Raw genomic sequence first — 25,811 nt, forward strand, 5'->3', positions numbered from 1 at the left:
TGGTTTAGCGGCCATGACGCGGCGAGAACGCCACCCAGGCCAGCACCGGATAGCACAGGTAATGCAGGCTGAACAGAAACAGGCCCATGGGGCTGGGCGTGTCCTGCAGATACATCATGCCCAGCAGGCCCAGGTAGAGCAGGCCGAGCACGCCGCCATAGAGCAGGGTGAAGCGCCAGCGCTCGACGTTGCTCGGCGCTCGCCCGGCGCGCCAGTGAAATACCAGTGCCAGGCCGGCGGCGATGGCGGCGGCGATCAGCAGGGTGGTGAATACGCCGCCCAGGCGTACGAAGGTGCGCAGCAGCAGGTTCAGTACTATGGCCGCGATCACCCCGGCAGCCGCGTAGTAGCGAAGTTGCAGGCCCTGGTTCACAGGTTTTGCACCAGACCGAAGCGTTTGCGCAGCACACGCTCGAGCAGTGCCTTTGGCAGCAGCGTGGCGAGCAATGGCAGGGCGCGGCTGCCATTGCCCAGACGCAGCAGGCGCGGGCGTTTGTCGCGCTGTACGGCGGCCAGCAGTTGTGCGGCGAAGTCGCTGGCCGGCGTCGGGTTGTCCTGCGAGGCATTGGCGCGGGCGCGGATGCCGTCACGCAGCGGCCACCAGGGCGAGTCCTGGCGGATCAGCGCTTCGGCCTGCTGGCTGGCGTTGGCGCCGAAACTGGAGGCGATGGCGCCGGGCTGCACTTCCATCACCTCGATGGAGAAGGGCGCCAGTTCCATGCGTAGGGCGTCGCTCAGGGCGTGCACGGCGGCCTTGGAGGCGCAATAGGCGCCAGCGAAAGGCGTGACCAAGAGCGCGGAAACGCTGCCGATATTGACCACCAGGCCGCGGCTGCGGCGCAGTAGTGGGAAGAAGGCGCGGGTTACGCCGACGATGGAGAACACGTTGGTTTCGAATTGCCGCTGCATGGCTTCCACACCGCCGTCGAGCAGCGGGCCCATGGCGCCGTAACCGGCGTTGTTGATCAGCACGTCGAGGCCGCCGATCTCTTCGCTCAGGCGTGTGGCCAGTCGCTGCAGCGCCTCGCCATCGTTGACGTCGAGCTGCACTGCATGGAATCCGGCCTGTTCGAGTGCCGCTAGGTCATCGTCCTTGCGCGCCGTGGCCCAGACCGTATAGCCAGCCGCCTTGAAGGTATCGGCCAGGGCGCGGCCGATGCCGCTGGAGCAACCGGTGATCAGGACGCTGGGTTGAGACATGCGCGTGGCTCCCTGAGACGCGAATGGGGTTGCAGCTTAGCAGGCTTGGATTGAGGTGGACTGTTCGCCTAGGCTCCTGAGCCCGCTCTACGCGCTGAGGATGTAGGTGGAGGGGTAGGGCGCACTCGGCTTTGGCTTCCTGCGGCGCTCTACCTCCTGCATCCACGCAGTCGTCGCGAAGCAGTACGCCGTTGGCGTTGTGCTGCCATGCTTGGTTTGGCTCGGCGGGCTACTCGCTGCGCTCGTGAGGCCGCCCTACGTCACGGTTCGCTCCACGCATTGACTCCTATGACTTAGCGTAGGAACTTGCCTTGCAAGCGCTCGGCACGAAACTCCAAGCTGTTTGGGCGATAGCCGCTGCGCAGGTCAGGCAGGGGCAGGCAGTCGCTCCAGCTAGCGCCCGGCAGCAGCTCGCCCGGGCCACTGTAGCGCGGCGATTCATACAGGCGCTGGGCCAGGTTGGTGGCGTTGCCGGGCCTGTAGGCCGCGACCTCCCAGCGCAGCTCCAGCAGGGCGGCATCGCTGCCGTTCTTCAGGTCGATGGCCAGCGGGCGATCGGCGGGGCAGCGCTGCGGATCGTAGCTCAGGCGTAGTTCGAGATGGGCAAGGTAGCGTTCGTCCTGGCTTTCCTGCCAGATCACCCAGGTGGCCACCAGGCCCAGACCGACCAGCGCGGCCATGGACACCGGCAGAGCCTTGGTCGGGTAGCGGATCAGCAGAATCAGCCAGGTGATGACGAGTACGACACCGAACAGCATGAGGGCAGCCCTTTGCAAAGTCTGCGCTCATCCTACACAAGGTGTCAGGTCAGGGTAACCGCGTGGGCTGTCGCAGAGTGTGACAGCTTTGTCCGTGGGAAAGGGCAAGGACGAGATAGCCCGAATGGCTTGGGTGTCTTGGCCCTCCCAATGAGAGAGGGGGCTCACTGCGTAGGCCCCGGATGAATTTTCGCGTAAGTGGGCCGTCAGGTGCGCTGAGAGTTTCGCGGACAATTCCGCTCCCACAACCTGAGTGCTGTCAGCCTCCTGTGTGTAGGCTCTGGCACCCGTGAGAGAGGACTTGTCCGCGATTGCTACCGAGTGGCTAGCTTGCGGCGCGTACGGTCACGGCTTCGCTGCGACCGTACACATCTTCCAGGCGCTCGATATCGTCCTCGCCCAGGTAGGTACCGGACTGCACTTCGATGATCTCCAGCGGGATCTTGCCCGGGTTGGAGAGGCGGTGTACGGCGGTCATCGGGATATAGCAGGACTGGTTTTCGGTGAGCAGGAACTCACGTTCGTCGCAGGTGACCTTGGCCGTGCCGGACACCACGATCCAGTGCTCGGCGCGGTGGTGGTGCATCTGCAAGGACAGCTGCGCACCCGGCTTGACGGTAATGTGCTTGACCTGGAAGCGGCCGCCCATGTCCACCGAGTCGTACGAACCCCACGGGCGGTAGACCTCACAGTGGTTCTGGGTCTCGCTGCGACCCTGCGCGTCGAGCTTGCTGACCAGCTTCTTGACGTCCTGCACGCGGTCCTTGTGCGCCACCATCATGGCGTCCTTGGTTTCTACGACGACTATGTCTTCCAGGCCGAGAACCGAGACCAGCTTGCCGTTGCCGTGGATCAGGCAGTTGCGGCTGTCCTCGACCACCACGTCGCCCTTGGTGACGTTGCCGGCTTCGTCCTTGTCGTGCACTTCCCAGATCGACGACCAACTGCCGACATCGTTCCAGCCGGCGGCCAGCGGCACCACGCAGGCGCGGCTGGTCTTCTCCATCACCGCGTAGTCGATGGAGTTGTCCGGGCAGCAGGCGAAGGTGGCCGGGTCGATGGCGATCTGCGTGCCCTCGCGCTGGCTGCGCTCCAGCGCCAGCAGGCAGGTGTCGTAGATATCCACGTCGTGATGCTTGAGCTCTTCGAGGAAGCGGCTGGCGCGGAACAGGAACATGCCGCTGTTCCAGTAGTAGTCGCCGCTCTTCACGTACTCGGTGGCACGTTTGGCATCGGGCTTCTCGACGAAGTTGGCGACGCGCGCCACGCCGTCGGGCAGGGTGCCGTCGGCCTGGCCGCGGATGTAGCCGTAACCGGTTTCCGGCCGGTTGGCCGGCACGCCGAACAGCACCATCTCGCCTTTTTCTGCGGCCACGGTGGCCAGCGCCAGGGCCTGGCGGAAGGCTTGCTGATCATCCAGCACGTGGTCGGCGGGCAGCACCAGCATCAGCTCGTCACGGCCTTCGGCGATCAGTTGCAGGGCCGCCATGGCCACGGCCGGTGCGGTATTGCGGCCGAAGGGCTCGAGCAGCAGCATTTGCGCCTGCTGGCCGATCTGCTCCAGTTGCTCGAGCACGATGAAACGGTGCTCCTGATTGGACACCAGCACTGGCGGCTGCATGCCCTCGATGGACAGGCGCTGCAAGGTCTGCTGGAACAGCGTTTGCTCACCGGTCAGGGCGAGGAACTGCTTGGGATACAGCTTGCGCGAAAGAGGCCAGAGTCGCGAGCCGCTGCCACCGGAAAGGATGATGGGGGTCATGGTTGTGTCTCTCCTGAACGATTGATCAAGTGGTTTGCCCGTGTCGTGTCGGTGCGACGTGTGCCCGCCGTTTTCCTTGTTCTAGAAAATCCATTCACTGCATCAACCGTCGATGGGGCGCTTGACCCACACCGGCGAAAATTTGCCCTGGCCGCCGGTGACGAACAGGCTGACCACTTCACCGCGTTCCAGGGTGACCGGCTTCAGGTCGGCGACCTTGCGCTCACCGTCGAACAGCGCCAGGCCGACCTTGACCGGGTTGATCTCACGGTCGCCACGACCGTCCGGCTTCACGTCGGCGACCACGGCGGTCTTGCCGTCAGCGGTCTTCACGCTCAGGGTGCTATCGGTCAGGTTCTGCACGCGCAGCAGCGCTTTCTGGCGGCTGGTGAAGGGCGGCTCCTCGACCAGGCGCGGCTTGTCGCCGGTCTGGCTGACCAGGGTGTAGTAATGCTCGGGTGCCAGGTCCACCGGCATCTGCGAGTTGCCTACCTGGGCCTGATAGCTGCCGGCCGGAAGGAACTTGAAGTCGCTCGAACCCAGCGGCGAGATCTGCTTGAGCTGGGTCTGTCCGACGCTGACATCGAGTTCGGAGCTGCTGGCGTTGTAGGCGCGGACGAAGGCCGAACCCTTGGGCGCCTTGGGTCCGTAGAGGGCGCCGTCATCGGCTTGTGCCTGGATCATGCCGAGGCCCAGAGCCAGGGCGCAGGCGCCCAGGGTGAAGCGGCGTAGAGTGGTTTGATTGCTCATCGGATAGTCCTCCTTGGGGGATGAATCAGTGACTGGCTGCAGCCAGCCCCTGGCGCTCGCCACCGTCTTTGAGTGCGGCGAGCCATTGCGGGTCGAAATCGGTGAAGTCGCTGGTCATCGGCAGGTAGCGCTCGGGGAATTCCCAGATCACCAACTGCGGTGGGTTGTTCTCGAACTCCTCGCTCTGCAGGTACTTGAGCATCGGCACCAGCGGGCCACCGCCTTCTTCGGCGTGGTTGGCCAGGTCGCGTTGCAGGTGCTCGCGCAGGGCACCAGCGAAATTCCAGGCAGGATTGGCGCTGTAGCTGGTGCCGACCAGCGTCACCGGCAGGTCGCTGTCGCCGAACAGGTCGTCGCCACCACCTTCGGCGGCATGGGTTTCACGCTGCTGCAGGCGGTCGGCCTGCGGCATCAGGCTTTCGAACAAGGGGGCCAGCGGCAGGAAGCGGGTCAGGTCTCCCTCGTGCGCGCGGGTTTCCACGGTCTCGGTGACGAACTGCTGTGGCTCGCCACGCAGCTCGATGGCGCTGCGCACCACTTCGCTCAGCGCCTTGGCAGTGACGTCGGCGCCCTCCGGGGTCCAGTGGGTGTCGGTACGCAGGAACATCGGCGCCTGATTCTTGGCCGCTTGCAGCGGTACGAGCAGGTCCGGCGCGGCGATCCCGGCATTGCGCACCGCGCGGTGAAAGCGCGGGTAGAGGCTGCGCTGCAGGGCACTGGGACGATGGTTGCCGATGTGCTCCGGGTACAGGCGGGTCTTGGCCGGGACGATGGCCAGCAGCAGCTGGATATCGCGCTCTTCCAGTTGGCGCTGCACGCCGCGGATCAGTGCCAGGTTGTCGCGCATCTGGCGCTGGCCGTCGGCTACCGGGTCGAACTCCTCGTCCGAATACAGCCAGCCGTCCTCGCCGATCACCAGGCCACTGCGTCCTTCTCCGAAGAGCAGGTATTCCACGGCCGCCCAGAGGTTGATGCCCGCCTGCTTGAGCGGGAAGTTCTCGTCGTAGTGACGTTCGATGCTTTTTGCCAGGCCGCCGTCGAGCACGCTTGGCTGCGCCGGCATGTGGTAGTCGGCGAGCCTGGTCAGGGCGAGTAGGCTGGCCGGCAACAGCAGCAGGGCGAACAGCACGACGTAGAGGGTCTTGAAGGAGCGATTCATTCTCGGCCTCCGCTCAGAACTGGAAGTAGAGGAAGGGGGAGTAGCTCTGCGCCGAGAGCTTGAGCAGCGACACGCAGAACAGCACCAGCAGGGCGCCACGCAGGGCCACCATGCGCAGGTCGATGGCCTGCAGGGCGACGCCAGCGCTGGCCAGGATCAGGCCCGGTTCATGGCTGCGGCTGGCGAGGAACTGGCGCGCGCCGCAGACTCCGATCACCACCCAGGCCAGCACCAGCGTGACCATTTGCAGCCCGGTGATGCGTGCCAGGGTCAGTTCGCTCAGGTGCCAGTCAGCAAAGCTGAACAGCGCGGCATACATGCGTCCGGCCACCTCCAGGTTCTCGGCGCGGAAGATCACCCAGCCAAGCATCACCAGCAGCAGGGTGAAGGCCCATTTCAGTGGGTTGAACAGGGTCGGCGCAGCCTTCACGCCCATGGCCCGTTCGATGGCCAGCCACATGCCGTGCCAGGCGCCCCAGATCAGGAAGGTCCAGTTGGCGCCGTGCCAGAAACCGCCCAGCAGCATGGTCAGGAACAGGTTGCGATAGGTGTTGAAGGTGCCGTGGCGGTTGCCGCCCAGGGGCACGTACAAATAGTCGCGTAGCCAGGTGGACAGGCTGATGTGCCAGCGCCGCCAGAACTCGGTGATCGACTGGCTGATATAGGGCTGGTTGAAGTTCTCCATGAAGCGGAAGCCCATCATCAGGCCCAGGCCGATGGCCATGTCGCTATAACCGGAGAAGTCGAAGTACAGCTGCGCGGTGTAGGCGATCATGCCCAGCCAGGCGTCGCCGGTGCTGGGGTTCTCCAGGGCGAAGCAGTGGTCGACCAGCGGCGCCAGGCTGTCGGCGATGAACACCTTCTTGACGAAACCCTGCATGAAGCGTGTGGCGCCTTCGCTGAACTTGTCGATGCTGTGGGTGCGGTCGGTGAACTGGTCGGCCAGGTCTTTGTAGCGCAGTACGGGGCCGGCGATCAGCTGCGGGAACAGGGCGATGAAAGCGGCGAAGTTGATCAGGTTGCGCGTTGGCTCGGTGTCGCGGCGATACACGTCGATCAGGTAGCTGATCGACTGGAAGATGTAGAAGGAGATACCGATCGGCAGGATCACCGAGGTGAGGATGAAGGGCTCCATCCCCATCGATTCGAGCACCGCATTGATGTTGGCCACGCCGAAGTTGGCGTACTTGAAGTAACCCAGCGTGGCCAGGTTGCCGACCACCCCGGCCACCACCCAGCGGCGCGCCGCCTGGGTGCCGGCATGGGCGTGAATGCGCAGGCCGAACAGGTAGTTCCACAGCGTCACGGCGGCGAACAGCAGGAGGAAGTCCACCCGCCACCAGGCATAGAAGGTGTAGCTGCCGATCAGGATCAGCAGGTTGCGCCCGCGATTCGGGCACAGGTAGTACAAGCCGAGGAAGATCGGCAGAAACAGGAACAAAAAGACGTTGGATGAAAAGACCATCCGTGCTTCTCCGTGAACAGTCGGGGCAGCGCCCCCCTTTCCCCCCGGCGAGCGGAGGGTTTGTTTTGTTGCATACGATGGCTGACTGCTTGCCCTACGCGGCCCTGCCGGCTGCTCTCGCCGTAGGGCGTACTCGGCTTTTGCCTCCTGCGTCTCTCTACCTCCTGCATCCATGCAGTCGTCGCGAAGCAGTACGCCGGGTGAATCTCTTAAACGCTATGGCGGACTGTTCGCTGGCGCTCCTGAGTCCGCCCTACGGCCGTTGAATACCTGGGTCACCTCGCCACCGAGACGGAAGCTGTTGAACGGCCCCATCTCCTGGCTCATTTCGCGCGTCTGTTCGCTGCAGGCATAGAGGCTGCAGTAGGGCGCCAGCCAGGCGTACTTGAAGTCCTTGCGCAGCTCGCTCATGTCCTGCTTGGCGCCGGTGCGCTGGGCGAACGCAGCCGGGTCGCGCGCGCCTTGCAGCACGCGTTCGGCCAGGCGCTGCAGAGCGCCATGGTTCTCGCCACGCAGGTCGACTTCGTTGGCCTCGGCGAACGCGGCGATCATCGCCAGCGGCGGCAGGGCGTAGTTGTGGTAGGCGAGGGCGCGTTGGCTGCGGCGCATTTCGTTGGCCAGGTAGCCTTCGTCGTCGACCTGATTGGCAGCGATGCGGAACTGGCCCACGGACCAGTCGAACAGGTCGCGGCGATCACTGATCACCGCGACCGCCATCACCGACCAGGCCGCCCAGTAGCTGTGGTTGTTGATCTTGCGCAGCGGCAGGTCGCTCCACTCGCGCACCGTGTGTTCGGCCAGGCGGGTGAACCAGGCTTCGATGCGTGCGCTCTGCTGCGGGTAGGCGGCCAGCGGCTGCGACTCGGAGAACTTCAGGCGCAGCCAGGCGCCGGCCAGGCTGCCCAGCGCCCATTTGCGCATCGACTTGCCGGTGTGGTTGAACTGCTCGGACTCCAGCGCATCGGCGCTGGCCCAGCGATCCAGCCATTCGATGGCGCATTCCAGGCGCTCCGGCTGACCGGTGCGCATGTAACCGGTGATCATCCGCCCGGCTTCCTTCTCCAGGCGGGTGATGTGCGAGGTCTGCTCGCGGAAGTTCTTCTCGGCCTTGCGGTTGAGCGTGGCGCGGGCACTGTCGGAGCCTTCGTACTTGCTGGTGAACTGCAGCTCACCGGTGTACGGCTGCGGAACCGCAGGGCAGACGGGCGCCTTGCCCTCGCGCTGGCCCACGGCGGCGTAGTAACCCGCTGGCGGCTGCAGCGCGGCGAAGGCTGGGCCGCTGAGCAGCAGCGCCATGAGCGTGAGTGGAGCGAGTCGTTTGGGCATGATGGCCTCCTCAGTCGTTCGCGCTGTGCTGCGCGACCTGCTGGTTGGGCCCGTCAGGGCGCTGGCACAGGCTGGCCTGGACTTTCAGATCGTCGGCGCTGTCCTCGGGTTTCTGGATTTCCAGGGCGAAGAAGTTCTCTTCGCCCCAGCCCGGCTCGTCGCGCAGTTCCACGGCGAAGCGGCCGTCTGTATCGACGGTGTTGGGTTTCTCCAGCTTGAGCTGCTCGCGACGGCCGTTGAGGTACCAGATGGTGGCGTCGACGCGCTTGACCGAGGGGTCGCTGAAGCGCAAGTCGAGCTGGTGGCGGTTGCCGCGCAGGGTCAGCAGCTTGTTCTCGCCATTGACCAGCACCTCGTTGCTGCCCGGATGCAGGCGTTTCTCGCTGCTGAGCAGTTCGGTCTGGCCGCTGCAGCCGTTGTTCAGGGTGGCCATCAGTTGGCGGTGGATCTTGTCCGAGGCCAGGTCGTAGAGCGGCGAGAATTCCCAGATGAGGATCTTCGGCGGATCGTTCTGGAACGACTCGCTAGCCAGGTACTCGAGCATCGCCCCTTCCAGGCCGCCGCCCGGGAAGGCCGCGTTGAGCACGTCGGTGCCCAGGTACTGTTCGAGGAAACCGCCGAAGTTGTAGTTCTTGCCGCTGTGGCTGGTGCCGATCAGGGTGATCTTCGGGCTGCTGTCGTCGCCGAACAGCGCGTCGCCATCGCTGGCGTCCTTCGGCTCGGTGACGAACTGATCAACGTACTGCACTGCATAGCCGGTGCCGCACAGCTGGCTGGCGACGTTCTGCATGGTGCCGGTCTTGCCCATCAGGCCGATGCGCTCGGTGACGAATTCCTTCTGCGGAATATCTTCGAAGCCGGGGATGCGCTTGACCGTCTCGGCCACCAGGCGTGCGGTGCGCTCGGCGCCGTAGGGCGTCCAGTGCTGGTCGCGGCGGAAGTAGAACTCCTTGTCGCTGTCCTCGTCGGTCAGCGGCGTCAGGTCCGGTACCCAGATACCCAGCTGTTCGAAGCGCGTCAGTGCCTGGCGGTAGTTGCGCAGCGCCTTGTCGTAGTCGAAGCGCTGGTAGTCGGCCGGGCGCAGCTTGCTGCGATTGACCAGGCCGCGGGTCGGTTGATAGACCACCACCAGTTCCACGCCGCGCTGCTTGAGGCCGTCGCGCAGTTCCTTCAGGCGCTGGTAGCCCATCTCGGTGGTGCCGAACTCGGTGCGCAGGTCTTCGACACTGCGGAACAGCCAGCCCTCGTCAGCATCCATCAGGGTGACGAAGTTCTTCATATAGCTGGTGGTGTAACGGCTGGCGTCGTGTGCAGCCGGGCACAGCGAGCAGCAATCTTCCACCTGGTATTGCGGCGCCTGGCGCTCTTCGGCCTGCAGTGCGCTGCCGAATGCGGCGCACGTCACTGCCAGGGCCAGGGTCTTGAATTTGTATGCAGTCATGGGAGGCCTCGTCAGTTGGTCATCGGCTCGGGCTCGATCGGATCGATCAGCACGGGCAGGCGCTGGCGCACCATGAGGTCAAGGATTTCGTCCTGTTTCTCGCCGAGGATGCCGGCGAGCTGGATGCCGCTGCTCTTGCGCGGTGCGAGCATCTTCACGCGGTACAGCTCGACCGACAGCGGCGAGTCGATGTTGATCGGGCTGGAGCCGTTGCCGGCCAGGGTGCCGCCGACGATGATCATCGAGATCTTGGTATCGAACGGGTCGAGGTCCAGGTCGCGGTCGGTGTCGGACAGGTCCTTGATGTGGCCGTACACACCGGTGAGCTGGTTCATCGCCGAGACGTTGTCGTAGAGGCGAATGTTCTCGCTGTTGCGGATGCGAATGCCGTGGCGCTGGTTGCCCAGTACATGGTTGCCCCACAGCAGGTTGTCGCCGCTCTCGTACAGGGTGATGCCGTCGGAGTGATTGCCGTGCACGCGGTTGTAGGCGATCAGGTTGCGTTCGCTGTTACGGTCGATGACCACGCCGGAGAGCTTGTTGTCGTAGCTCTCGTTGTTGATGATCCAGCTGTCGTTGACCTCGCGCGAGATGATGATGCCGTGCTTCTTCTTGGTGCCGAACACGGTGTTCTCGGCGATGATCAGGCCGTGCGAGCGGTCGTGCGGGTCGATGCCGTAGACGATGTTGTCGCGGTAGGTGTTGCCCTTGATCACCACGTTCTGCGCTTCGTAGCAGTAGAAGCCGTACCAGTGGTCGACGAACTCGGAGTCGATCAGCCAGCCGGTCGGCTCGTCGCGCTTGAGACGCTCGTGCATGTTCGGCGTGTACTGGGTGATCGACACCCCGTAGGACTTGGAGTTGTCGTAGCCCAGGCTGGTGATCACGCTGCCCGCGATATACAGCTCGCTGCCGCCCCAGGAGACCAGGAACGGGCGGAATTCCTTACCGTTGTCACGCATGGTCGCCGGGCCGTTGTCGGCCTCGCGCCAGGCGGTGACGCGGGTATCGGTGATGAACATCAGGCCATCGTTGACCAGGAACGAGCCGCGCTCCTGCGACAGGCGCAGTTCGCGGGTTTCCTTGCCGACGTGCAGCGCTGCGCCTTCTGCCACGACGATGGGCAGGCGAGCGAGGTAGACGCCAGGTTCCTGTTCGGCGAACTGGCTGTCGGGCAGCGCCTTGGCCAGATCCTGGGCGGTGACCAGGCCACCTTCGATGAAGATCGCCTGGGGCATGCCCTGCTGGCGTTTGATCCATTCGCGCAGGCGTTCGTTGCCGCCGGTGAAGTCCTTCAGCGCGTCCTGGCGCAGCATACGCCGCACCACTACCTTGCCGCGTTTGTCACGCGGAATCTTGGCCAGCACGGCCTCCTTGGTGTAGCCGGACAGGTCCGGCAGCTTTGGCGCTTCCATATGCAGTTCGTCAGCCGGTGCACTGCGCACGCGGTAGTCGAACTGATGCTGCGTCGGGTTGGCCTGGGCCAGGGGTACCGTGAGGCACAAGGCGCCGAGCAGCAGGGGTAGGGCTAAGCCGTTGGGTTGCATGATCCGATCCCTCAGAAGCGCCAGATGAAGTCGACGAAGGCACGGTGCATCACCGAGTCGGTGCCGCTGCCGTAGGCGTCGCCCGGCAGGAACACGCCGGCGCGCAGGCGTACCAGGGCCGAGCGATCATCCAGCTGTTCGGCGACCGTGGCCGGCAGCAGGCCCTGCTTGAAGTAGCGGGTCAGCACCAGGTCGACTTCCTGGCCGATGTCTTTCTCGCCCGCCACCAGCGGCGCGGTGATGCCGCTGTCGCCGACGTCCTGGTCGCCATCGACACGCCAGAAGCGGTGGTAGACGACGCTGGCGTCGTAGTCCTCGCCCAGTTGCCAGGAACTGAACGCGCTGGCCACCTGCAGGTTGGACAGCTCGCCACGGAAGGCCTCGCCATAGCGGTGCAGGCGCGATTCGACGCCGGTGAAGTTGGCGCGATTGCTGTCCAGGCCGGTCTGCATGAACTGGCGCGACTTGCCTTCATCGCCACCGCCGCTGCCGCGGGAGTAGGCGGCGCCGACCTTCCAGTTGTCGTCGAGGCTGTAGCGCAGGCCCAGATCCACGGCCCAGGCATCCACGTCCTGGCTGCGCGAGCCGGTGGCGATGCGGTCGTTGCCGACCACTTCCTGCTGCAACTGATCGGTATCGCCCTTGAGCCAGGTGAACTGCGCCCAGTAGTTGAGGCGGTTGCGTGAGTTGCGCTCGAAGAAACCGCCGTCGGCATGCAGGCCGAACCAGGTCAGGTCGCCGGTGTAGCGTTTGCTCAGTTCGTCGAGGCGCTCGCCGGGCCGTGCGAGGTGGCCGTCGTCGCGGCTGTGATGGAGGTTGGCGCCGATGCGGTGGCCGGGCGTCCATTGGTAGTCGAGGCCGGCGAAGTAGTGGCGGCGGTCTTCGTCTTCGGGGGCCAGGTCGTCGAGGTCGGTGCGGTAGTCGGAGAAACGCTCGGCAACGCCGACCGTGGCTTGCAGCAGGGTGGTGTCGAAGCGCCAGTTGACCGCTTCGATGTTGGTGTCCCACCAGGCGCCGTCGTCGCTGCGCAGGCGCTGGCGGCCGACTCGCAGGTGCTCACCGGGGTAGGCGGTGAGGCCGGCGTAGTCGACCCAGAACTCGCGCATGGCCAGGTAGCTCTTGTCCGGCTGACGGGCGTCGCTACGCTGTGTGCTGTCTTCGCCGTCGTCCTGCAACGGGTCCGTTTCGATGGTGTCGGTGGCGGTGACCGCCTGGCCCATGGCGAAGGCGCTCCAGTCGCCGCGCTCGCCGTATGCCCAGGGGCGCAGGTCGAGACCGATACCGCTGACGTCGCCACCCTCGCGGGTGCCGAGGTCACGGTCGTCTTCCGATTGTGCGGTGATCTTCACATCCAGGCCGAAATTCTTCGGCGCATCCGCCGCCCAGGCAGCGCTGGCTGCCAGCAGGCTGGCGCTCAGCCCCAATTGGCTGACGATACGATTTAGCTGCATGCGTGCATCCTTGTTCATGGCTGGCTGACCTGCAGGGCGGCCTGCTGTTGCAGGACGATGCCGCGGGCATCGCGCTCTTCACGCAGCAGGCGTTGGCCTTCGGCCAGTTGTGCCGGGGTCAGGCTCTCGGCCACCGCGTGAGCCAGCTCGAAGGTCGGTGGCGTGTTGCGCGGCAGGGCCAACTGGCTGAAGACATAGGCGTTGACCGGGTTGGGCTTGACCCCGCGGCCCTGGCTGAACATCTGCGCCAGGGCGAAGTCGGCGCTGAGCTGGCCGGCGCGCGCGGCGCTGAGCAGGTGATCGAGCGCCTGCTGGGCGTAGACCTCGCCCAGGTAGCCGCGCAGGTAGATCTGGCCCAGGTAGTAATTGGCGCTGGGCTCGCTGGGTGCGGCCTTGCGCAGGTGCTCCTCGGCCTTCTTCGGCTGCTGCGGGAGCAGCTTGCCTTCGTAGTACAGGCGTCCGAGCAACAGTTCGGCCCGCGGCAGTGCGGCCTCGCGGCCCTTCTCCAGGTAACCGAGCAGGGTGTCGATATCGCCCTGGCCCGGATAGTCGTAGAGCAGGCGTGCCAGGCTGACCCAGGCGGCCGGGTAGCTCGGCGCGATGGCCTCGAGCAGGTCCTGCGCCTGCTGCGGTTGCGGCTGGCCCAGCTCGGGATCACTGAGTACCTGAGCCACGGACTCGACCTGGTTGGGCGAAACGCTACCGGCACGATAGCCTGCCAACAGTTGGTCGATCAGTGCCTGGCGGTCGTCTTCGCGGTTCTGCTTCTGGTACACGGTGGCCAGCTCGGCGTAGCAGGCGTCGTTGCTGGCCAGGCGTGCCTGGCAGATGCGCTCGATCTCGCCCAGGTGCTGGTCGTAGGTGCCATCGGTGCGATACAGAAGAATCTGCGCCAGCTCTGCCTGGGGCAGGCCCTGCTGGCGCCAGTCCTGGATACGTTGCGCGAGGTTCATGGCGGGAAAGTCCTGTGGATAGAACAGGTAGAGTTCGGTCAGCGGTAGCAGTGCACTGGGCTCGCGGGCCTGGGCTGCGCTTTCCAGCAGCTCGGCGGCCTCCTGGCGCTCGGCCAGGGTGCTACCGGGCTTGCGCGCCAGCAGCTTGCCGAGGCGCGCCTTGGCACGCGGCGAACCATCCAGGGCCTGGCGATAGATGCGCTCGGCCTCGTCCAGGTCCTGGGTCTGACCATTGGCGGCGTAGATGTCGGCCAGGCCGATCTGCGCGTCGCTGTAGCCCATCTCGGCGAGCTGGCGGAAATGCCATTCGGCGGTCTGCTGGTCACCGCTCTGCAGGGCTTCGCGGGCCAGGCGCTCATCCGGCAGGCCGGCGCAGCCAGCCAGCGTGGCGCTGACGGCGAGGCCGAGCAGGGCAGGGCGAAGGAGGGGCATGCTCACGGCGTGACCTCCTTAGCGACCTGCCGCGACAGCGCGGTCGACCAGCCAGCCCAGCGACGGGCCACGGTCGATCACCACGTCCACCGGCTGACCGGCGAGACTGGCCGGCAGGGTGTCCTGCGGCTTGATCACCACGCGGATATCCGAGCTCAGGCCGCCATCATGCAGCGCGCTGCTGACGATCTCGCCGTGACGCGCCTGGTCTTCGCCCGCGACCTTGAAGGTCACCGGCGTGCCGGGGCGAGCCTGTTCCAGGTGACGGTAGGGGAAGCTGGCGCTGACGGTGGCCACGCCATCCTGCGGGACCAGTTCGAAGATCACGTCGCCCTTGCTGGCGAACTGGCCGTCGGCCACCAGTTGGCGGGCGATCTTGCAGTTGCACGGGCTGGTCAGCGTGCCCTGCATCTCGCGGGCGAACAGCGCTTCGATCTGGCTCGGTTCGAGCTGGTCGTCGCCCAGATGGCCCTTGAGCATTTCCAGCATGCTGGTGGTGAAGGTGGCGATCGGCGCGCCTTTTTCCACCACACCATCCGGCTGCACCAGAGCTTGTACGCTGCCTTCACGCGGCATGGTCACTTGCAGCGCCGGCAGGCTGATCTGCGCCGACTGCGCGTGGGTGACGAAGTACAGGCCGTAGATCGACTTGCCGATGTAGCCGAACGCGGCCAGGCCGATCACGAAGATCGCGGCGCTGAAGGTTACTGCACGCAGGCGACCGAACATGCCCATGCCACCGCCAGCGCCGTTCTTGCGCGCCTTGGTGAAGTTGTCGCGCTGGAGGATGTGCAGCACCTCGCCGACGTTGACCAGTTCACCGGCCAGGTGGCTGCTGATCAGGTGGCGCAGGGCCGCGGTTTCACGTGCGCCGAGGCCGTGGAACTGGCAGCCGACGCGGTTGTGCTCGGGCTGCACCGAGGTGACCTGGAATTCGATGTCCAGGCCCAGTACCAGGCTGTCGAGCTGGAACTGCAACTGGCCGCGGTGGAAGTCCCCGACCTTGTGCGTGGCGTTTTCGCTGGTGAAGCTGAAGCCGCCGGCAGAGACATCCTGCAGGCGCGCATCGATGCGTTCGCGCTGGGCGTTAGTGTAGCGCAGGCGCCCCGGCAGCTTGACGCGGGCGTGCTGGCGCTGGGCCTCGGACTCATGGACGACGTTGAGATTGGCGACGGAGTTCATGGTGGCTAATTCCTATTCGAGTACGGTCATACCAGCGCCAGCAGCGCGGCGATGAAGACGGAGGCAGCAGAAAAAGTCATGGCACGCGACGACCAGCTGTTGAACCAGTTGGCGAAGCTGGACAGGCCGCGGTTGAGCTTGGTGTTCTGGCGCGTCCAGGACTGTTGGTCGAGGCGGAAGAACACGTAGATCTTCACCAGGGCGCCGACGATCTGGTTGTAATAGAGCAGCGCCGGGTAGGCCGGGCCGATGCGGTGCCCGGAGAGCATCAGCAGCAGGGTCAGGATCAGCCGAGTAGTACCGATCCACAGCAGGTAGATCAGCAGGTACATCACGCTGTACTTGAGGCTGGCGATGATCGCCACGCACAGGCCCAGCAGGCAGGTCCACATCGACACGCGCTGGTCGAACAACACCAGGGTAGTGAAGGCGCCGAGGCGACCCAGGCCCAGGCGCAGGGCGCGCGAGTTCTGCCGCAGGTTGTTGCCATACCAGCGGAACATCAGCTTGCGGCTGGCCTTGATGAAGCTCTTCTCCGGCGGGTGCTCGACCGTGTTGATAGCGGCGTCCGGCACATAGAAGGTGTCGTAGCCCAGACGCATCAGGCTGTACCAGCTGGACTTGTCGTCACCGGTGAGGAACTGGAAACGACCCAGGCGCCAGTGCTCGAGGTGGTCGGCTTCGACATCGCGAATGAACTCGGGGTCGGTCACCACGCTGGCGCGGAACACCGACATGCGCCCGGTCATGGTCAGCACGCGCTTGGAGAGCGCCATCGAGCACATGTTGAGGTGACGCTGGGCGAAGCGCAGCTTGTGCCATTCGCTCATCAGGTAGCTGCCGCGTACCTCGCAGAACTCGTTGGTGGTCAGCCCGCCGACATTGGGGAAGAGCTTGAACCAGGGCACGCATTTACGGACCACTTCAGGTTCGAGCACGGTGTCGCCGTCGATCACCGCCACCACCGCATCGCGGTCCGGCATCTGCCGGGAAATGGCGCGGAAACCGTGGGCCAGGCCGTCACGTTTGCCGGTGCCGGGAATGCGCACGATGTCCAGGGTGACGTGCGCCGGCGGTTCGGCCTGAGCCCAGAGGTTCTTGATCAGCAGCTCGTCGGAGAGCTCGACGATCGAGCACACCACCGTGGTCGGGTAGCCGCAGTCGATGGCTTCGCGAATCACCGAGCGGTAGACCATGGCAGTGGTCAGTGCCTCGATGCGAAAGCTGGTGACCAGCAGGAACACATGAGAGGGGTCGGCGTCCTTGCCGAGTTTTGTAACCTTGCGGCGGTACCAGGGGTACACCAGGTAAAGGAACAGGCAGCCACGCACGAAGTGCATGGCACCCATGGAATAACGCCAGATGCCGACGATGCCGATCAGCAGCAGGAAGTGTCGCGAGTCGGGATCGAACACAGACCGCGGCAGCGCCAGCGCCAGGAGCATCAGCAGGCTGAGATAGAGCATCCAGCCACTGGCTTGGTTGAGGCCGTTCTTGAGCTTGTCCATTTGCGTCTCCGCGTACCTGCACGCGCTGGGCGTGCAGGTACGCTCGGGCCTTACCAGCAGATGCCTTCGGCCACGCCGTTGCTGGCGTGGGGCATGAAACCGACCAGGTCGATCACCCGCTTGCCGCTCGGCGCCTGCTCGGCCAGCTTGGCGAAACGCTCGTCGCTGTTGCCCAGGACGATGATGTCGGCCTTCGCCACGACGTCTTCCAGGTCGCTGTTGAGCAGCGAGGAAACGTGCGGAATCTTCGACTCGATGTAGTCCTTGTTGGCGCCGTGTACGCGGGCGTACTCGACGTTGCGGTCGTAGATGCTCAGGTCGAAACCCTTGCCGATGAGCATTTCCGCCAGTTCCACCTGTGGGCTTTCGCGCAGGTCATCGGTACCGGCCTTGAAGCTCAGGCCGAGCAGGGCGACCTTGCGCGACTCCTGGCTGGCGATGATGTCGAAGGCCTTCTGCACCTGGGCAGCGTTGCTGCGCATCAGCGAGCCGATCAGCGGGGCTTCCACGTCCAGGCTGCTGGCGCGGTAGTTCAGCGCGCGTACGTCCTTGGGCAGGCAGGAACCACCGAAGGCGAAGCCGGGCTTCATGTAATACTTGGAGAGGTTCAGCTTGTGGTCCTGGCAGACCACGTCCATTACCTCGCGGCCGTCGACGCCGACTGCCTTGGCGATGTTGCCGATCTCGTTGGCGAAGGTGACCTTGGCCGCGTGCCAGACGTTGCAGGTGTACTTGATCATCTCGGCGACCTCGATGTCCTTGCGGATGATCGGCGCATCCAGCTCGCTGTAGATGCTTTCCAGCAGATCGCCGGAGGCCTTGTCCAGCTCACCGATGACGGTCATTGGCGGGAAGTCGTAGTCCTTGATCGCGGTGCTTTCACGCAGGAACTCGGGGTTCACCGCCAGGCCGAAATCGACGCCGGCCTTCTTGCCCGAGCAATCTTCGAGAATCGGCAGTACCACGTTCTTCGCGGTGCCCGGCAGCACGGTGCTGCGCACCACCACGGTGTGACGCTCGTTCTTGTCGCGCATGGCCATGCCGATTTCGCGGCACACGCCTTCGATGTAGTTCAGCTCCAGATCGCCGTTCTTCTTGCTCGGCGTGCCGACACAGATGAACGACACATCGCTCTCCAGAACGGCGGCGGCGACGTCAGTGGTGCCGCGCAGGCGGCCCTGACGCAGGCCCTGTTGCAGCAGTTCTTCCAGGCCCGGCTCGACGATGGGCGATTTGCCGTTGTTGATCAGGTCGATCTTGTTCGCGGAGATGTCCACGCCAATCACGTCGTGACCGCGTGCCGACAAACAGCCGGCACAAACGGCACCTACATAACCCAAACCGAAGATACTGATTCGCATGGTATTCACCTCGTCCGTTCGATGCAGTTTCAAATACTGGCCTTTTGGCCAAAACTAGTCCGTGAACTTGCTTTTCAAATAAGAGCAAGTTCATTCAGGCATAAGTAGAGAGTGGTGCCTGAATTGGCACCGAGTGCGGGCCTTTATATATAAGGTGGCCCTTTGATGTTGTCGCTTTAACCTCGTACGAGGCCTCTGTAACGGTACTCTTGCAGGTTGCTTGGGTCTCCCTTTGAACTACACCAACTTTTCTCTGGGCGAAGCTGTCTGGCGGAAGTCAATCCGCTATCAGGCAGGTTCAGTTGACGGAAAGTTATGTATTGAAATGTGTTACGGGCTGTATGAGTGGCGGCACTTTCGGATAGTTCCTACCGTTCGTCCTGAAGCTGAACCGGAGCTGAACGACTAATTTGATCGCAATATAGTGGCAAGTTGCAAAATGCATGATGGCACTCGGCGAGTTAACTAACGCGAAACTATCCGATAACTAAGTGACGTAATAAGTTCTGCAGGAAGTGCGATCGCGCTGAAACTGTGATGCCAAACAGGTTTTTGAGAATCAAACGCAACGGCGAGGGAATTTTTGCCAGGCGCAGCGCTCGGCGCGCAGCGAGGCGACAGGTGGGAAGCGGAGGTGTCGTTCAGTGCAGCGGTCGAACCCATGCAGTAACCGATGAGCGGTGCATGGGTTCGATCGGTTTGGCGATCAGTCCTGCGGTTGGTCGCGCAGGAAAACCAGGCTATCCGACTTGGAATGCTCGGCCGAGTAACGGTAGCCCTGATAGTTGAAATCCTTCAGGCCTTCGGGGTTGCTCAGGCGTTCCTTGATCACGTAGCGCGCCATCAGGCCGCGGGCCTTCTTGGCATAGAAGCTGATGATCTTGTACTGGCCGTTCTTCAGGTCCTTGAACTCGGTGTCGATGATGCGCGCGTTCAACGCCTTACGCTTGACCGCACCGAAGTATTCGTTGGATGCCAGGTTGAGCAGTACGTCGTCGCCTTGTGCGGCCAGTGCCTCGTTCAGCCAGCCACTGATGCGCTCACCCCAGAAGGCGTACAGATCCTTGCCGCGCCCGTTGGCCAGCTTGGTACCCATTTCCAGGCGATAGGCCTGCATCAGATCCAGCGGGCGCAGCACGCCATACAGGCCGGAAAGCATGCGCAGGTGGGCCTGGGCAAAGTCGAAATCGTCTTCGGAGAAATCCTCGGCATTCAGCCCGGTATAGACGTCACCCTTGAATGCGAGCAGTGCCTGCTTGGCGTTGGATGGGTTGAATGGTCGCTCCCAACTGCCAAAGCGAGCGGCGTTGAGGCCGGCGAGCTTGTCCGACAGCCCCATCAGTTCGGCGATCTGCGCCGGGCTGAAATCGCGCAGCTGTTCGATCAACTCCTGGGCATGGTCGAGGTGTTCGGGTTGGGTAAAGCGTGGGGTAGCGGGCGGTGTCTCGTAATCGAGGGTCTTGGCCGGTGAAATCACCATTAGCATGTGCAAAGTCTCCAGAAAGCGTGACGGCGATTCTAGAGGCCAGGGATCGGCAAGACTACCTATCGGGGCGATTGAGCAACGCGTGGTAGGCAGGAGCCCTGCTTGCGAAACGCTTGCGGGCAATTGAGCACAGGCGGAGCGTCGCCTGCACCTGATTGGCGCGGCGTGCTGCAAGAGGGGGCGGGTAAGCCAAGCGGGTTGAAGCAGGTAGGACTTCGGACTGTAACGGGGCGCCAGCGGCACGCCAAGCGTTATCTGTCGCCTGTGCAAATAAAACTGCATGCCAGAAAAAAAACGTTTTTCTGTCATGTGAATTGGAGTAATAAAAAAGCAAGACCGCCGAAACCTGCAGACAGGTGGCGGCCATTGGCCCTCACCTTGCTTGCCACCTTTCGGCCCCGATCTGAAAAATCGGCGGTCTCTGTCCGGCGCAGCACCGCACTGGTATTGCGTCGCCTGGCTACTACAAGAAGGTGACCGAGTATGGATGACCACGGACGCTCCAAGCCCACCGCTCCAACCCTCTACGCCCTCGACACCAATGTTCTGATTCACGATCCCAACGCCTTGCTCAACTTCGAAGAACACCACGTCGCCATCCCGATGACGGTGTTGGAGGAACTCGACAAACTGAAGTCCGGCAAGCACGGCGTCGCCGCTGAGTGTCGCCAGGCCATCCGCCTGATCGATCAGATTCTCGCCGGTGCCGAACCCGAGGACGTCGAGTACGGCGTACCTATCCAGCGCGGCAAGAGCGGTCCCTGTGGGCGACTGTCCATCCTCATGAGCAAAAGTGCCGCGCCGGTCACCTGGCTGCCGGAAACCCTCAACGACAACAAGATCATCAACCAGTTGGTGGAACTGAAGTCACGTAATCCCGGGCTGTCCGTAGTGCTGGTGACCAAGGACATCAACATGCGCCTGAAGGCGCGCGCCTGCGGGATCGACGCTGAGGACTATCACACCGACCAGCTGGTCGATGATGTCTCGCTGCTGTCGAAGGGGTATCACGACATGGCCGGCTCGTTCTGGGACCGCGTGAGCAAGGTCGACACCCGTCAGGACCATGGCCGCACCTGGCACCGCGTGCAACTCACCGACAACCTGCCGGCGGTGCATGTCAACGAGTTCATCCTCGATGAGCAGGGCTTCGTCGGCTGGATCAAGGCGATCAAGGGCGATGAGCTGGTGATCCTCGACATGCACCAGGAACCGCTGCTGCACCAGGAAGCCTGGGGCCTCAAACCGCGCGACATCCACCAGGCGCTGGCGCTGTTCGCGTTGCTCGACCCGGACATCCACCTGGTCAACCTGTCCGGCGCCGCCGGTTCGGGCAAGACCATCCTGGCGCTGGCCGCGGCCATCGAGCAGACCATGGTCAGCAAGCGATACCGAAGGATCATCGCTACCCGCAGCGTGCAGGGGCTGGATCAGGAAATCGGCTTTCTGCCCGGCACCGAGGCGGAGAAGATGGAGCCCTGGCTCGGCGCGATTACCGACAACCTCGAAGCCCTGCACATGGAGGACGAGAGCACTCACGGCAGCGTCGACTACATCCTGCAGAAGGTGCCGCTGCAATTTAAGTCGCTGAACTACATCCGCGGACGCAGCTTCCAGCAGAGCCTGATCCTCATCGACGAGTGTCAGAACCTCACCCCGCACCAGATGAAGACCATCATCACCCGTGCCGGCAGTGGCTCGAAGGTGGTGTGCCTGGGCAACCTGGCGCAGATCGATACGCCCTACCTGTCGGCGCCCAGCTCGGGCCTGACCTACCTTACCGAACGTTTCAAGGACTTCCCACACGGCGTGCACATCACCCTGCAAGGCGTACCGCGCTCGATCCTGGCGGAGTACGCGGAAACCCATATGTAACCTTCCAGCTGTGAAACACTGGCGCCCCTGTTCGTAAGAGCAGGGGCGTTTTAGTCTGCATCAACGAATTTCTACAGGTCTCGTGGGAGCGGCTTCAGCCGCGATGATCGCGGATAAATCCGCTCCTACAGTTGTGTCGCCGGATGCAGTCAGTAGCCCGGCTGAAATCCGGGGATTTTTGCCGCTCTGGCCCCGGACAAATCCTGACTTGCAGGTTTACAATCGGCCGATTCCCGCCAGGAGCTTTCCCGTGCTGACCCACCTCGATTCCCAAGGCCGCGCGCACATGGTCGACGTCACCGACAAGGCGACCACCTTCCGTGAGGCCACCGCCGAAGCGCGTGTGCGCATGCTACCCGCCACCCTGCAGATGATCGTTGCCGGTGAGCACCCCAAGGGCGATGTGTTCGCCGTAGCGCGTATCGCCGGCATCCAGGCCGCGAAGAAAACCAGCGACCTGATCCCCCTGTGCCACCCGCTGATGCTCACTGGGGTCAAGGTCGAGCTGAGTGCAGAGGGCGACGACACGGTGCATATCACCGCGCGTTGCAAACTGTCCGGGCAAACCGGTGTCGAGATGGAAGCACTGACTGCCGCCAGCGTCGCCGCGCTGACCATCTATGACATGTGCAAGGCCGTGGATCGCGGCATGGTCATCGAGCAGGTGCGCCTGCTGGAAAAGCTCGGCGGCAAGAGCGGTCACTACAAGCTGGAGGAACAAGCATGATCCGCGTGCAGTATTTCGCCCGCTACCGTGAAGCCCTGGGCCGTGACGATGAACAACTCAGCGGCGACTTCGTCACCCTCGACGATTTGCGCCTGCATTTGGTCGCCCGTGGCGGCGAGTGGGAAGTGCTGGGCGAGCAGAACCTGATGTGCGCGCGCAACCAGGAACTGTGCAGCCTCGACGAGCCACTGGCTGAAGGTGATGAAGTCGCCTTCTTCCCCACCGTCACCGGCGGTTGATGCCGATCCAGCCGTAGGGTGGGCCGGGCGGCGTTCCGTTTTAGCCCACCAAACCGACTCTGAAAACGCCTCATTAAACGAGACCCCCATGACCATCCGCGTCCAAGCCCAACCCTTCGATCCCGGCAGCGAGCTCAATGCTTTGCATGCCGCCAATCTTGGCATCGGCGCGGTGGTCACCTTCGTTGGCTACGTGCGCGACTTCAATAATGGCCGCGAAGTCGGCGGCATGTTTCTTGAGCATTTTCCCGGTATGACCGAAAAGGCCCTGGCCAAGATCGCCGATGAAGCGCGCGAGCGCTGGCCGCTGCTGGGTATCGAGATCATCCACCGCGTCGGTCGGCTGGAGCCGGGCGAGCCCATCGTATTCGTCGGCACTAGCAGCGCCCATCGCCAGGCCGCGTTCGATGCCTGCAATTTCGTCATGGATTACCTGAAGACCCGCGCGCCGTTCTGGAAGAAGGAAGACACCAGCGAGGGCCCGCGCTGGGTCGAAGGCCGCTGTAGCGACCAGAGCGCCGCCGAGCGCTGGAAGTAGCAGGGAGTCACGGGGCTGTTACCTGAACCCACCCTACGAGTGATCGCTCGCTGGACCGTAGGGTGGGTTAACCGCCTGGTAGGTCTGTTGAGCGAATCGCAATCTCTGGTGCGGCGTAACCCACCATTGGCGCAACGCGATCTACCGTCTGGTAAGTTGCACGACGCGCTAGCAGCATCTGCGTCGAACGTCACCCAGCGCTGCACGGCCATGCTGCAAAGCCCCAGCGGGCGCTACGCCAGCGCCAGGTGCACCCGCAGCGCAATCGGTACCAGCATCAGCAGCACACCCAGGCCCAGCATCCGCACGCCCCACTCGTGTTCGCGAAAGTTGAAGCCGACTCCCAGCATCAGGAATCCGCCGATCAGCAGTACCAGCATCAGGTGATAGTGGTCCATTGCTCTTCTCCATTTCGCCGTCCTGCTTACAGCCTAGCCCGTCTGTCAGGCTTGGGGCTGACCTGGGGCAATGAATGCCTGACTCGATTGGCGACAAGAGGCGTCTCGATTGGTCGCTGTCTGGCATCATCGCCTGCTCCATACTGCGCGCAGTCATTGTCAAGGATCGTCCATGCGCCTGTTCCCCTCGCTTCTGCTCGCCGGCTTGTTGGCCGCCACGCCGTTGGCCGCCGCCGAGCGCAATTTCACCATCCTGCACAGCAACGATTGGCAGTCGCGCCTGCTTGGTTTCGGTCCGAACAACGAATACAGCCCGGCAACGGTGAACGACGACGGCACCGTTGGCGGTGTTGCGCGCCTGGCCACCCTGTTGAACGAGCGCCGCGCGGCGGCTGGGGATGAGCCCTTGCTGCTGCTCGATGGTGGCGACTTCACCATGGGCACGCTGTTTCATACCATCGCCCGCGAGATGGGCAGCGAATTGCGTCTGATGAGCGACCTGGGCTACGACGCAGCAGTGATCGGCAACCACGAGTTCGACTTCCGTCCAGCAGGCCTCGCGGCGATGATCAGCTCTGCGCACAAGGCCAAGGGCGATGCGTTGGTGCCGCTGCTGTCGAGCAACATGCGTTTCGATCCGGCGAGCACGGCCGACGACAGCCTCCAGGCGCATGCCGAGGCCGGGCGCATCCTGCCTTACAGGCTTATCGAGCGTGGCGGCATCCGCTTCGGCCTGTTCGGTCTGCTCGGCAACGACGCCGTGGCAGTTAGCCCGATGATCAAACCGGTGACTTTCGCCGACCCAGTGGCCACCGCGAAGGACACCGTGGCCAAGCTGCGCGAGGAGGGCGCCGAAGTGGTCATTCTGCTCTCGCACATGGGCGTCACCCAGCAGGACGACGCCAGTTGGCGTGGCGAGGAGGTGGAGCTGGTCGAGCAGGTGCCGGGCATCGATATCGTCGTCGGCGGCCACTCGCATGTGGCGCTACCGCGGCCGGTATTGGTCAATGGGCATACCCCGGTGGTGCAGGCTGGTTCGGAAATCCAGTACCTCGGCGAACTGCGCATGACCATCGGCGATGATGGCGTGCCACGTGTGCGCGACTACCGCCTGCATCCGGTCAACGACAGCATCGTCGGCGATGCGGCCATCACCGCCAAGGTCGAAGACTTCAAGCAGGTGGTCAGTGAGCGCATGCTGGCGCCCAAGGACTATCGTTTCGACCAGCCGCTGGCCAAGGTCGAGCAGAGCCTGGGCCGCGACTTCACCGACCAGACCCTGGCCAACCTGGTAACCGACGCGCTGCGCCATGCAGTCGATGCCGACCTGGCGTTCACCGGCAACGGCACCATCCGCGATGACCTGCTCAAGGGCCGTAATGGCGTGCAGGACGTCTCCGACCTGTTCCGCATCGCGCCGCTGGGCATCGGCCATTTCGACGACGAACCCGGCTACCCGATGATCAAGGCCTACGTCAGCGCCCGTGAAATCAAGTCGCTGCTGGAGGTGCTGCTGCTCGCCTATCAGTTGCGCGACAGTCAGAGCTATTACCCGAGGGTCTCCGGCGTGCGCTTTACCTACAACCCCTGGCGCGTACCGTTCGACCGCATCAGCCGGATCGAGATCGGTGATCCGGTCAAGGGCTACCACGATCTGGACCTCGACGACACGCGCCTCTACAGCATTGGCGCCACCAGCTACGTCGGCAGCTTCACCTGGCTGGTGCCCGACCTGACCAAGGGCCTGCTCGACGTGATCCCCAAGGATGCCGAGGGCAAATCGCTGCCGCGCATCGAAGATGCCATCGTCGATCAGGACCCGGAAACCGAAGGCGTGCAGGAGCTCAAGGAATGGCAGGCGTTGCTCGACCATATCCGCGGCCTGCCGGATCTCGACGGCGATGGCCTGGCCGATATTCCCACCGCCGGCATCGCTGCCGAAGCGCGCATGATTCGTGCGCCCAGCTTGCATCCGGCCGAGATGTTCCGCCTCGCCGGGCCGCTGCAGTGGGGCGTCAGTGCCGTGATCCTGGCCTGCGTGCTGCTGATTCTCTGGTTGCTGACCCGCCCGCTGCGCCGCTGGTGTTGAGTGCCTGGGGTGCGCTGCGTGCCGACTTCGGTACGCAGCGCGCTGCCTTTGCACATCAGCCGCAATCTTGCCAAGCCTGGCCTGCCTCCGTATGGTGCAAAACCGCCTGATTCGGAAGCTACGCAATGATCGCTCAGCACTGCCCGCTCGCTGACCGTGCTCAA

22 protein-coding genes are annotated in these 25,811 nt (G+C 63.7%); 5 read left to right on the top strand and 17 right to left on the bottom strand.

The window, feature by feature from the left end:
• Window positions 1–4: 4 nt before the first annotated feature.
• The 16 genes from EL191_RS05420 to yaaA form a co-directional block, all read right to left on the bottom strand.
• Window positions 5–373, bottom strand: coding sequence for a hypothetical protein (locus tag EL191_RS05420; RefSeq protein WP_041977053.1), 369 nt, complete (start codon window positions 371–373; stop codon window positions 5–7).
• Window positions 370–1,200, bottom strand: coding sequence for an SDR family oxidoreductase (locus tag EL191_RS05425; protein WP_013714208.1), 831 nt, complete (start codon window positions 1,198–1,200; stop codon window positions 370–372). The genes EL191_RS05420 and EL191_RS05425 overlap by 4 nt, the downstream gene beginning before the upstream one ends.
• Before the next feature lie 293 nt (window positions 1,201–1,493).
• Window positions 1,494–1,958, bottom strand: coding sequence for a hypothetical protein (locus EL191_RS05430; RefSeq protein WP_041977055.1), 465 nt, complete (start codon window positions 1,956–1,958; stop codon window positions 1,494–1,496).
• Window positions 1,959–2,283: 325 nt separating this feature from the next.
• On the bottom strand, window positions 2,284–3,720 hold the full coding sequence (locus EL191_RS05435) for a mannose-1-phosphate guanylyltransferase/mannose-6-phosphate isomerase (protein ID WP_041977057.1): 1,437 nt from the start codon (window positions 3,718–3,720) through the stop codon (window positions 2,284–2,286).
• 102 nt (window positions 3,721–3,822) lie between these two features.
• Entirely contained in the window at window positions 3,823–4,470 is a 648-nt protein-coding gene (locus EL191_RS05440; protein WP_041977060.1) for an alginate O-acetyltransferase AlgF, read from the bottom strand.
• Between the two features lie 25 nt (window positions 4,471–4,495).
• Window positions 4,496–5,629 carry an alginate O-acetyltransferase gene (locus EL191_RS05445; RefSeq protein WP_041977062.1) on the bottom strand — a complete coding sequence of 378 codons (1,134 nt, stop codon included), beginning with the start codon at window positions 5,627–5,629 and terminating at the stop codon, window positions 4,496–4,498.
• 13 nt (window positions 5,630–5,642) lie between these two features.
• Entirely contained in the window at window positions 5,643–7,094 is a 1,452-nt protein-coding gene (locus EL191_RS05450; RefSeq protein ID WP_041977064.1) for an MBOAT family O-acyltransferase, read from the bottom strand.
• Window positions 7,095–7,310: 216 nt separating this feature from the next.
• Window positions 7,311–8,420: a mannuronate-specific alginate lyase gene (locus tag EL191_RS05455; RefSeq protein ID WP_041977066.1), complete on the bottom strand. Its 1,110-nt coding sequence runs from the start codon at window positions 8,418–8,420 to the stop codon at window positions 7,311–7,313.
• 10 nt (window positions 8,421–8,430) lie between these two features.
• Window positions 8,431–9,861, bottom strand: coding sequence for an alginate O-acetyltransferase (locus EL191_RS05460; RefSeq protein WP_041977069.1), 1,431 nt, complete (start codon window positions 9,859–9,861; stop codon window positions 8,431–8,433).
• 11 nt (window positions 9,862–9,872) lie between these two features.
• A complete protein-coding gene (gene algG / locus EL191_RS05465) occupies window positions 9,873–11,408 on the bottom strand; it encodes a mannuronan 5-epimerase AlgG (protein ID WP_041977071.1) in 1,536 nt (511 codons plus the stop codon).
• 11 nt (window positions 11,409–11,419) lie between these two features.
• Window positions 11,420–12,859 (bottom strand): alginate export family protein, encoded by a 1,440-nt coding sequence (locus EL191_RS05470; protein ID WP_041977073.1) that lies wholly within the window; start codon window positions 12,857–12,859, stop codon window positions 11,420–11,422.
• Window positions 12,860–12,873: 14 nt separating this feature from the next.
• A complete protein-coding gene (gene algK, locus EL191_RS05475; protein ID WP_041977076.1) occupies window positions 12,874–14,250 on the bottom strand; it encodes an alginate biosynthesis TPR repeat lipoprotein AlgK in 1,377 nt (458 codons plus the stop codon).
• A 12-nt stretch (window positions 14,251–14,262) separates the two neighbouring features.
• Window positions 14,263–15,426, bottom strand: coding sequence for an alginate biosynthesis protein Alg44 (locus tag EL191_RS05480; protein WP_017361265.1), 1,164 nt, complete (start codon window positions 15,424–15,426; stop codon window positions 14,263–14,265).
• A 26-nt stretch (window positions 15,427–15,452) separates the two neighbouring features.
• Window positions 15,453–16,934 carry a mannuronan synthase gene (gene alg8 / locus EL191_RS05485; RefSeq protein WP_013714220.1) on the bottom strand — a complete coding sequence of 494 codons (1,482 nt, stop codon included), beginning with the start codon at window positions 16,932–16,934 and terminating at the stop codon, window positions 15,453–15,455.
• Between the two features lie 50 nt (window positions 16,935–16,984).
• Window positions 16,985–18,295, bottom strand: coding sequence for a GDP-mannose 6-dehydrogenase (algD, locus tag EL191_RS05490; protein WP_041977079.1), 1,311 nt, complete (start codon window positions 18,293–18,295; stop codon window positions 16,985–16,987).
• A gap of 706 nt (window positions 18,296–19,001) precedes the next feature.
• On the bottom strand, window positions 19,002–19,781 hold the full coding sequence (gene yaaA, locus EL191_RS05495; protein ID WP_013714222.1) for a peroxide stress protein YaaA: 780 nt from the start codon (window positions 19,779–19,781) through the stop codon (window positions 19,002–19,004).
• Window positions 19,782–20,264: 483 nt separating this feature from the next.
• Here yaaA and EL191_RS05500 point away from each other — a divergent pair, with 483 nt between their 5' ends.
• The 4 genes from EL191_RS05500 (at window position 20,265) to moaE (ending at window position 23,160) form a co-directional block, all read left to right on the top strand.
• Window positions 20,265–21,656, top strand: coding sequence for a PhoH family protein (locus EL191_RS05500; protein WP_013714223.1), 1,392 nt, complete (start codon window positions 20,265–20,267; stop codon window positions 21,654–21,656).
• 250 nt (window positions 21,657–21,906) lie between these two features.
• The gene (gene moaC / locus EL191_RS05505; RefSeq protein ID WP_013714224.1) at window positions 21,907–22,383 is read left to right on the top strand and encodes a cyclic pyranopterin monophosphate synthase MoaC; all 477 of its coding nucleotides are present in this window, start codon (window positions 21,907–21,909) and stop codon (window positions 22,381–22,383) included.
• Entirely contained in the window at window positions 22,380–22,622 is a 243-nt protein-coding gene (locus EL191_RS05510; RefSeq protein ID WP_017361261.1) for a MoaD/ThiS family protein, read from the top strand. Before moaC ends, EL191_RS05510 begins: the two co-directional genes overlap by 4 nt.
• A gap of 88 nt (window positions 22,623–22,710) precedes the next feature.
• The gene (moaE, locus tag EL191_RS05515; RefSeq protein WP_041977083.1) at window positions 22,711–23,160 is read left to right on the top strand and encodes a molybdopterin synthase catalytic subunit MoaE; all 450 of its coding nucleotides are present in this window, start codon (window positions 22,711–22,713) and stop codon (window positions 23,158–23,160) included.
• Window positions 23,161–23,393: 233 nt separating this feature from the next.
• On the opposite strand, the gene EL191_RS24380 is transcribed toward moaE, so the two are convergent.
• Window positions 23,394–23,558, bottom strand: coding sequence for a hypothetical protein (locus tag EL191_RS24380; protein WP_013714226.1), 165 nt, complete (start codon window positions 23,556–23,558; stop codon window positions 23,394–23,396).
• A 172-nt stretch (window positions 23,559–23,730) separates the two neighbouring features.
• Between EL191_RS24380 and EL191_RS05520 the strand changes: the two genes are divergently transcribed.
• The gene (locus EL191_RS05520; protein ID WP_041977085.1) at window positions 23,731–25,647 is read left to right on the top strand and encodes a bifunctional metallophosphatase/5'-nucleotidase; all 1,917 of its coding nucleotides are present in this window, start codon (window positions 23,731–23,733) and stop codon (window positions 25,645–25,647) included.
• Window positions 25,648–25,811: the final 164 nt, after the last annotated feature.

Origin of the sequence: Pseudomonas mendocina (genome assembly GCF_900636545.1) — a bacterium.
In the GTDB taxonomy this organism is placed as follows: Bacteria; Pseudomonadota; Gammaproteobacteria; order Pseudomonadales; family Pseudomonadaceae; genus Aquipseudomonas; species Aquipseudomonas mendocina.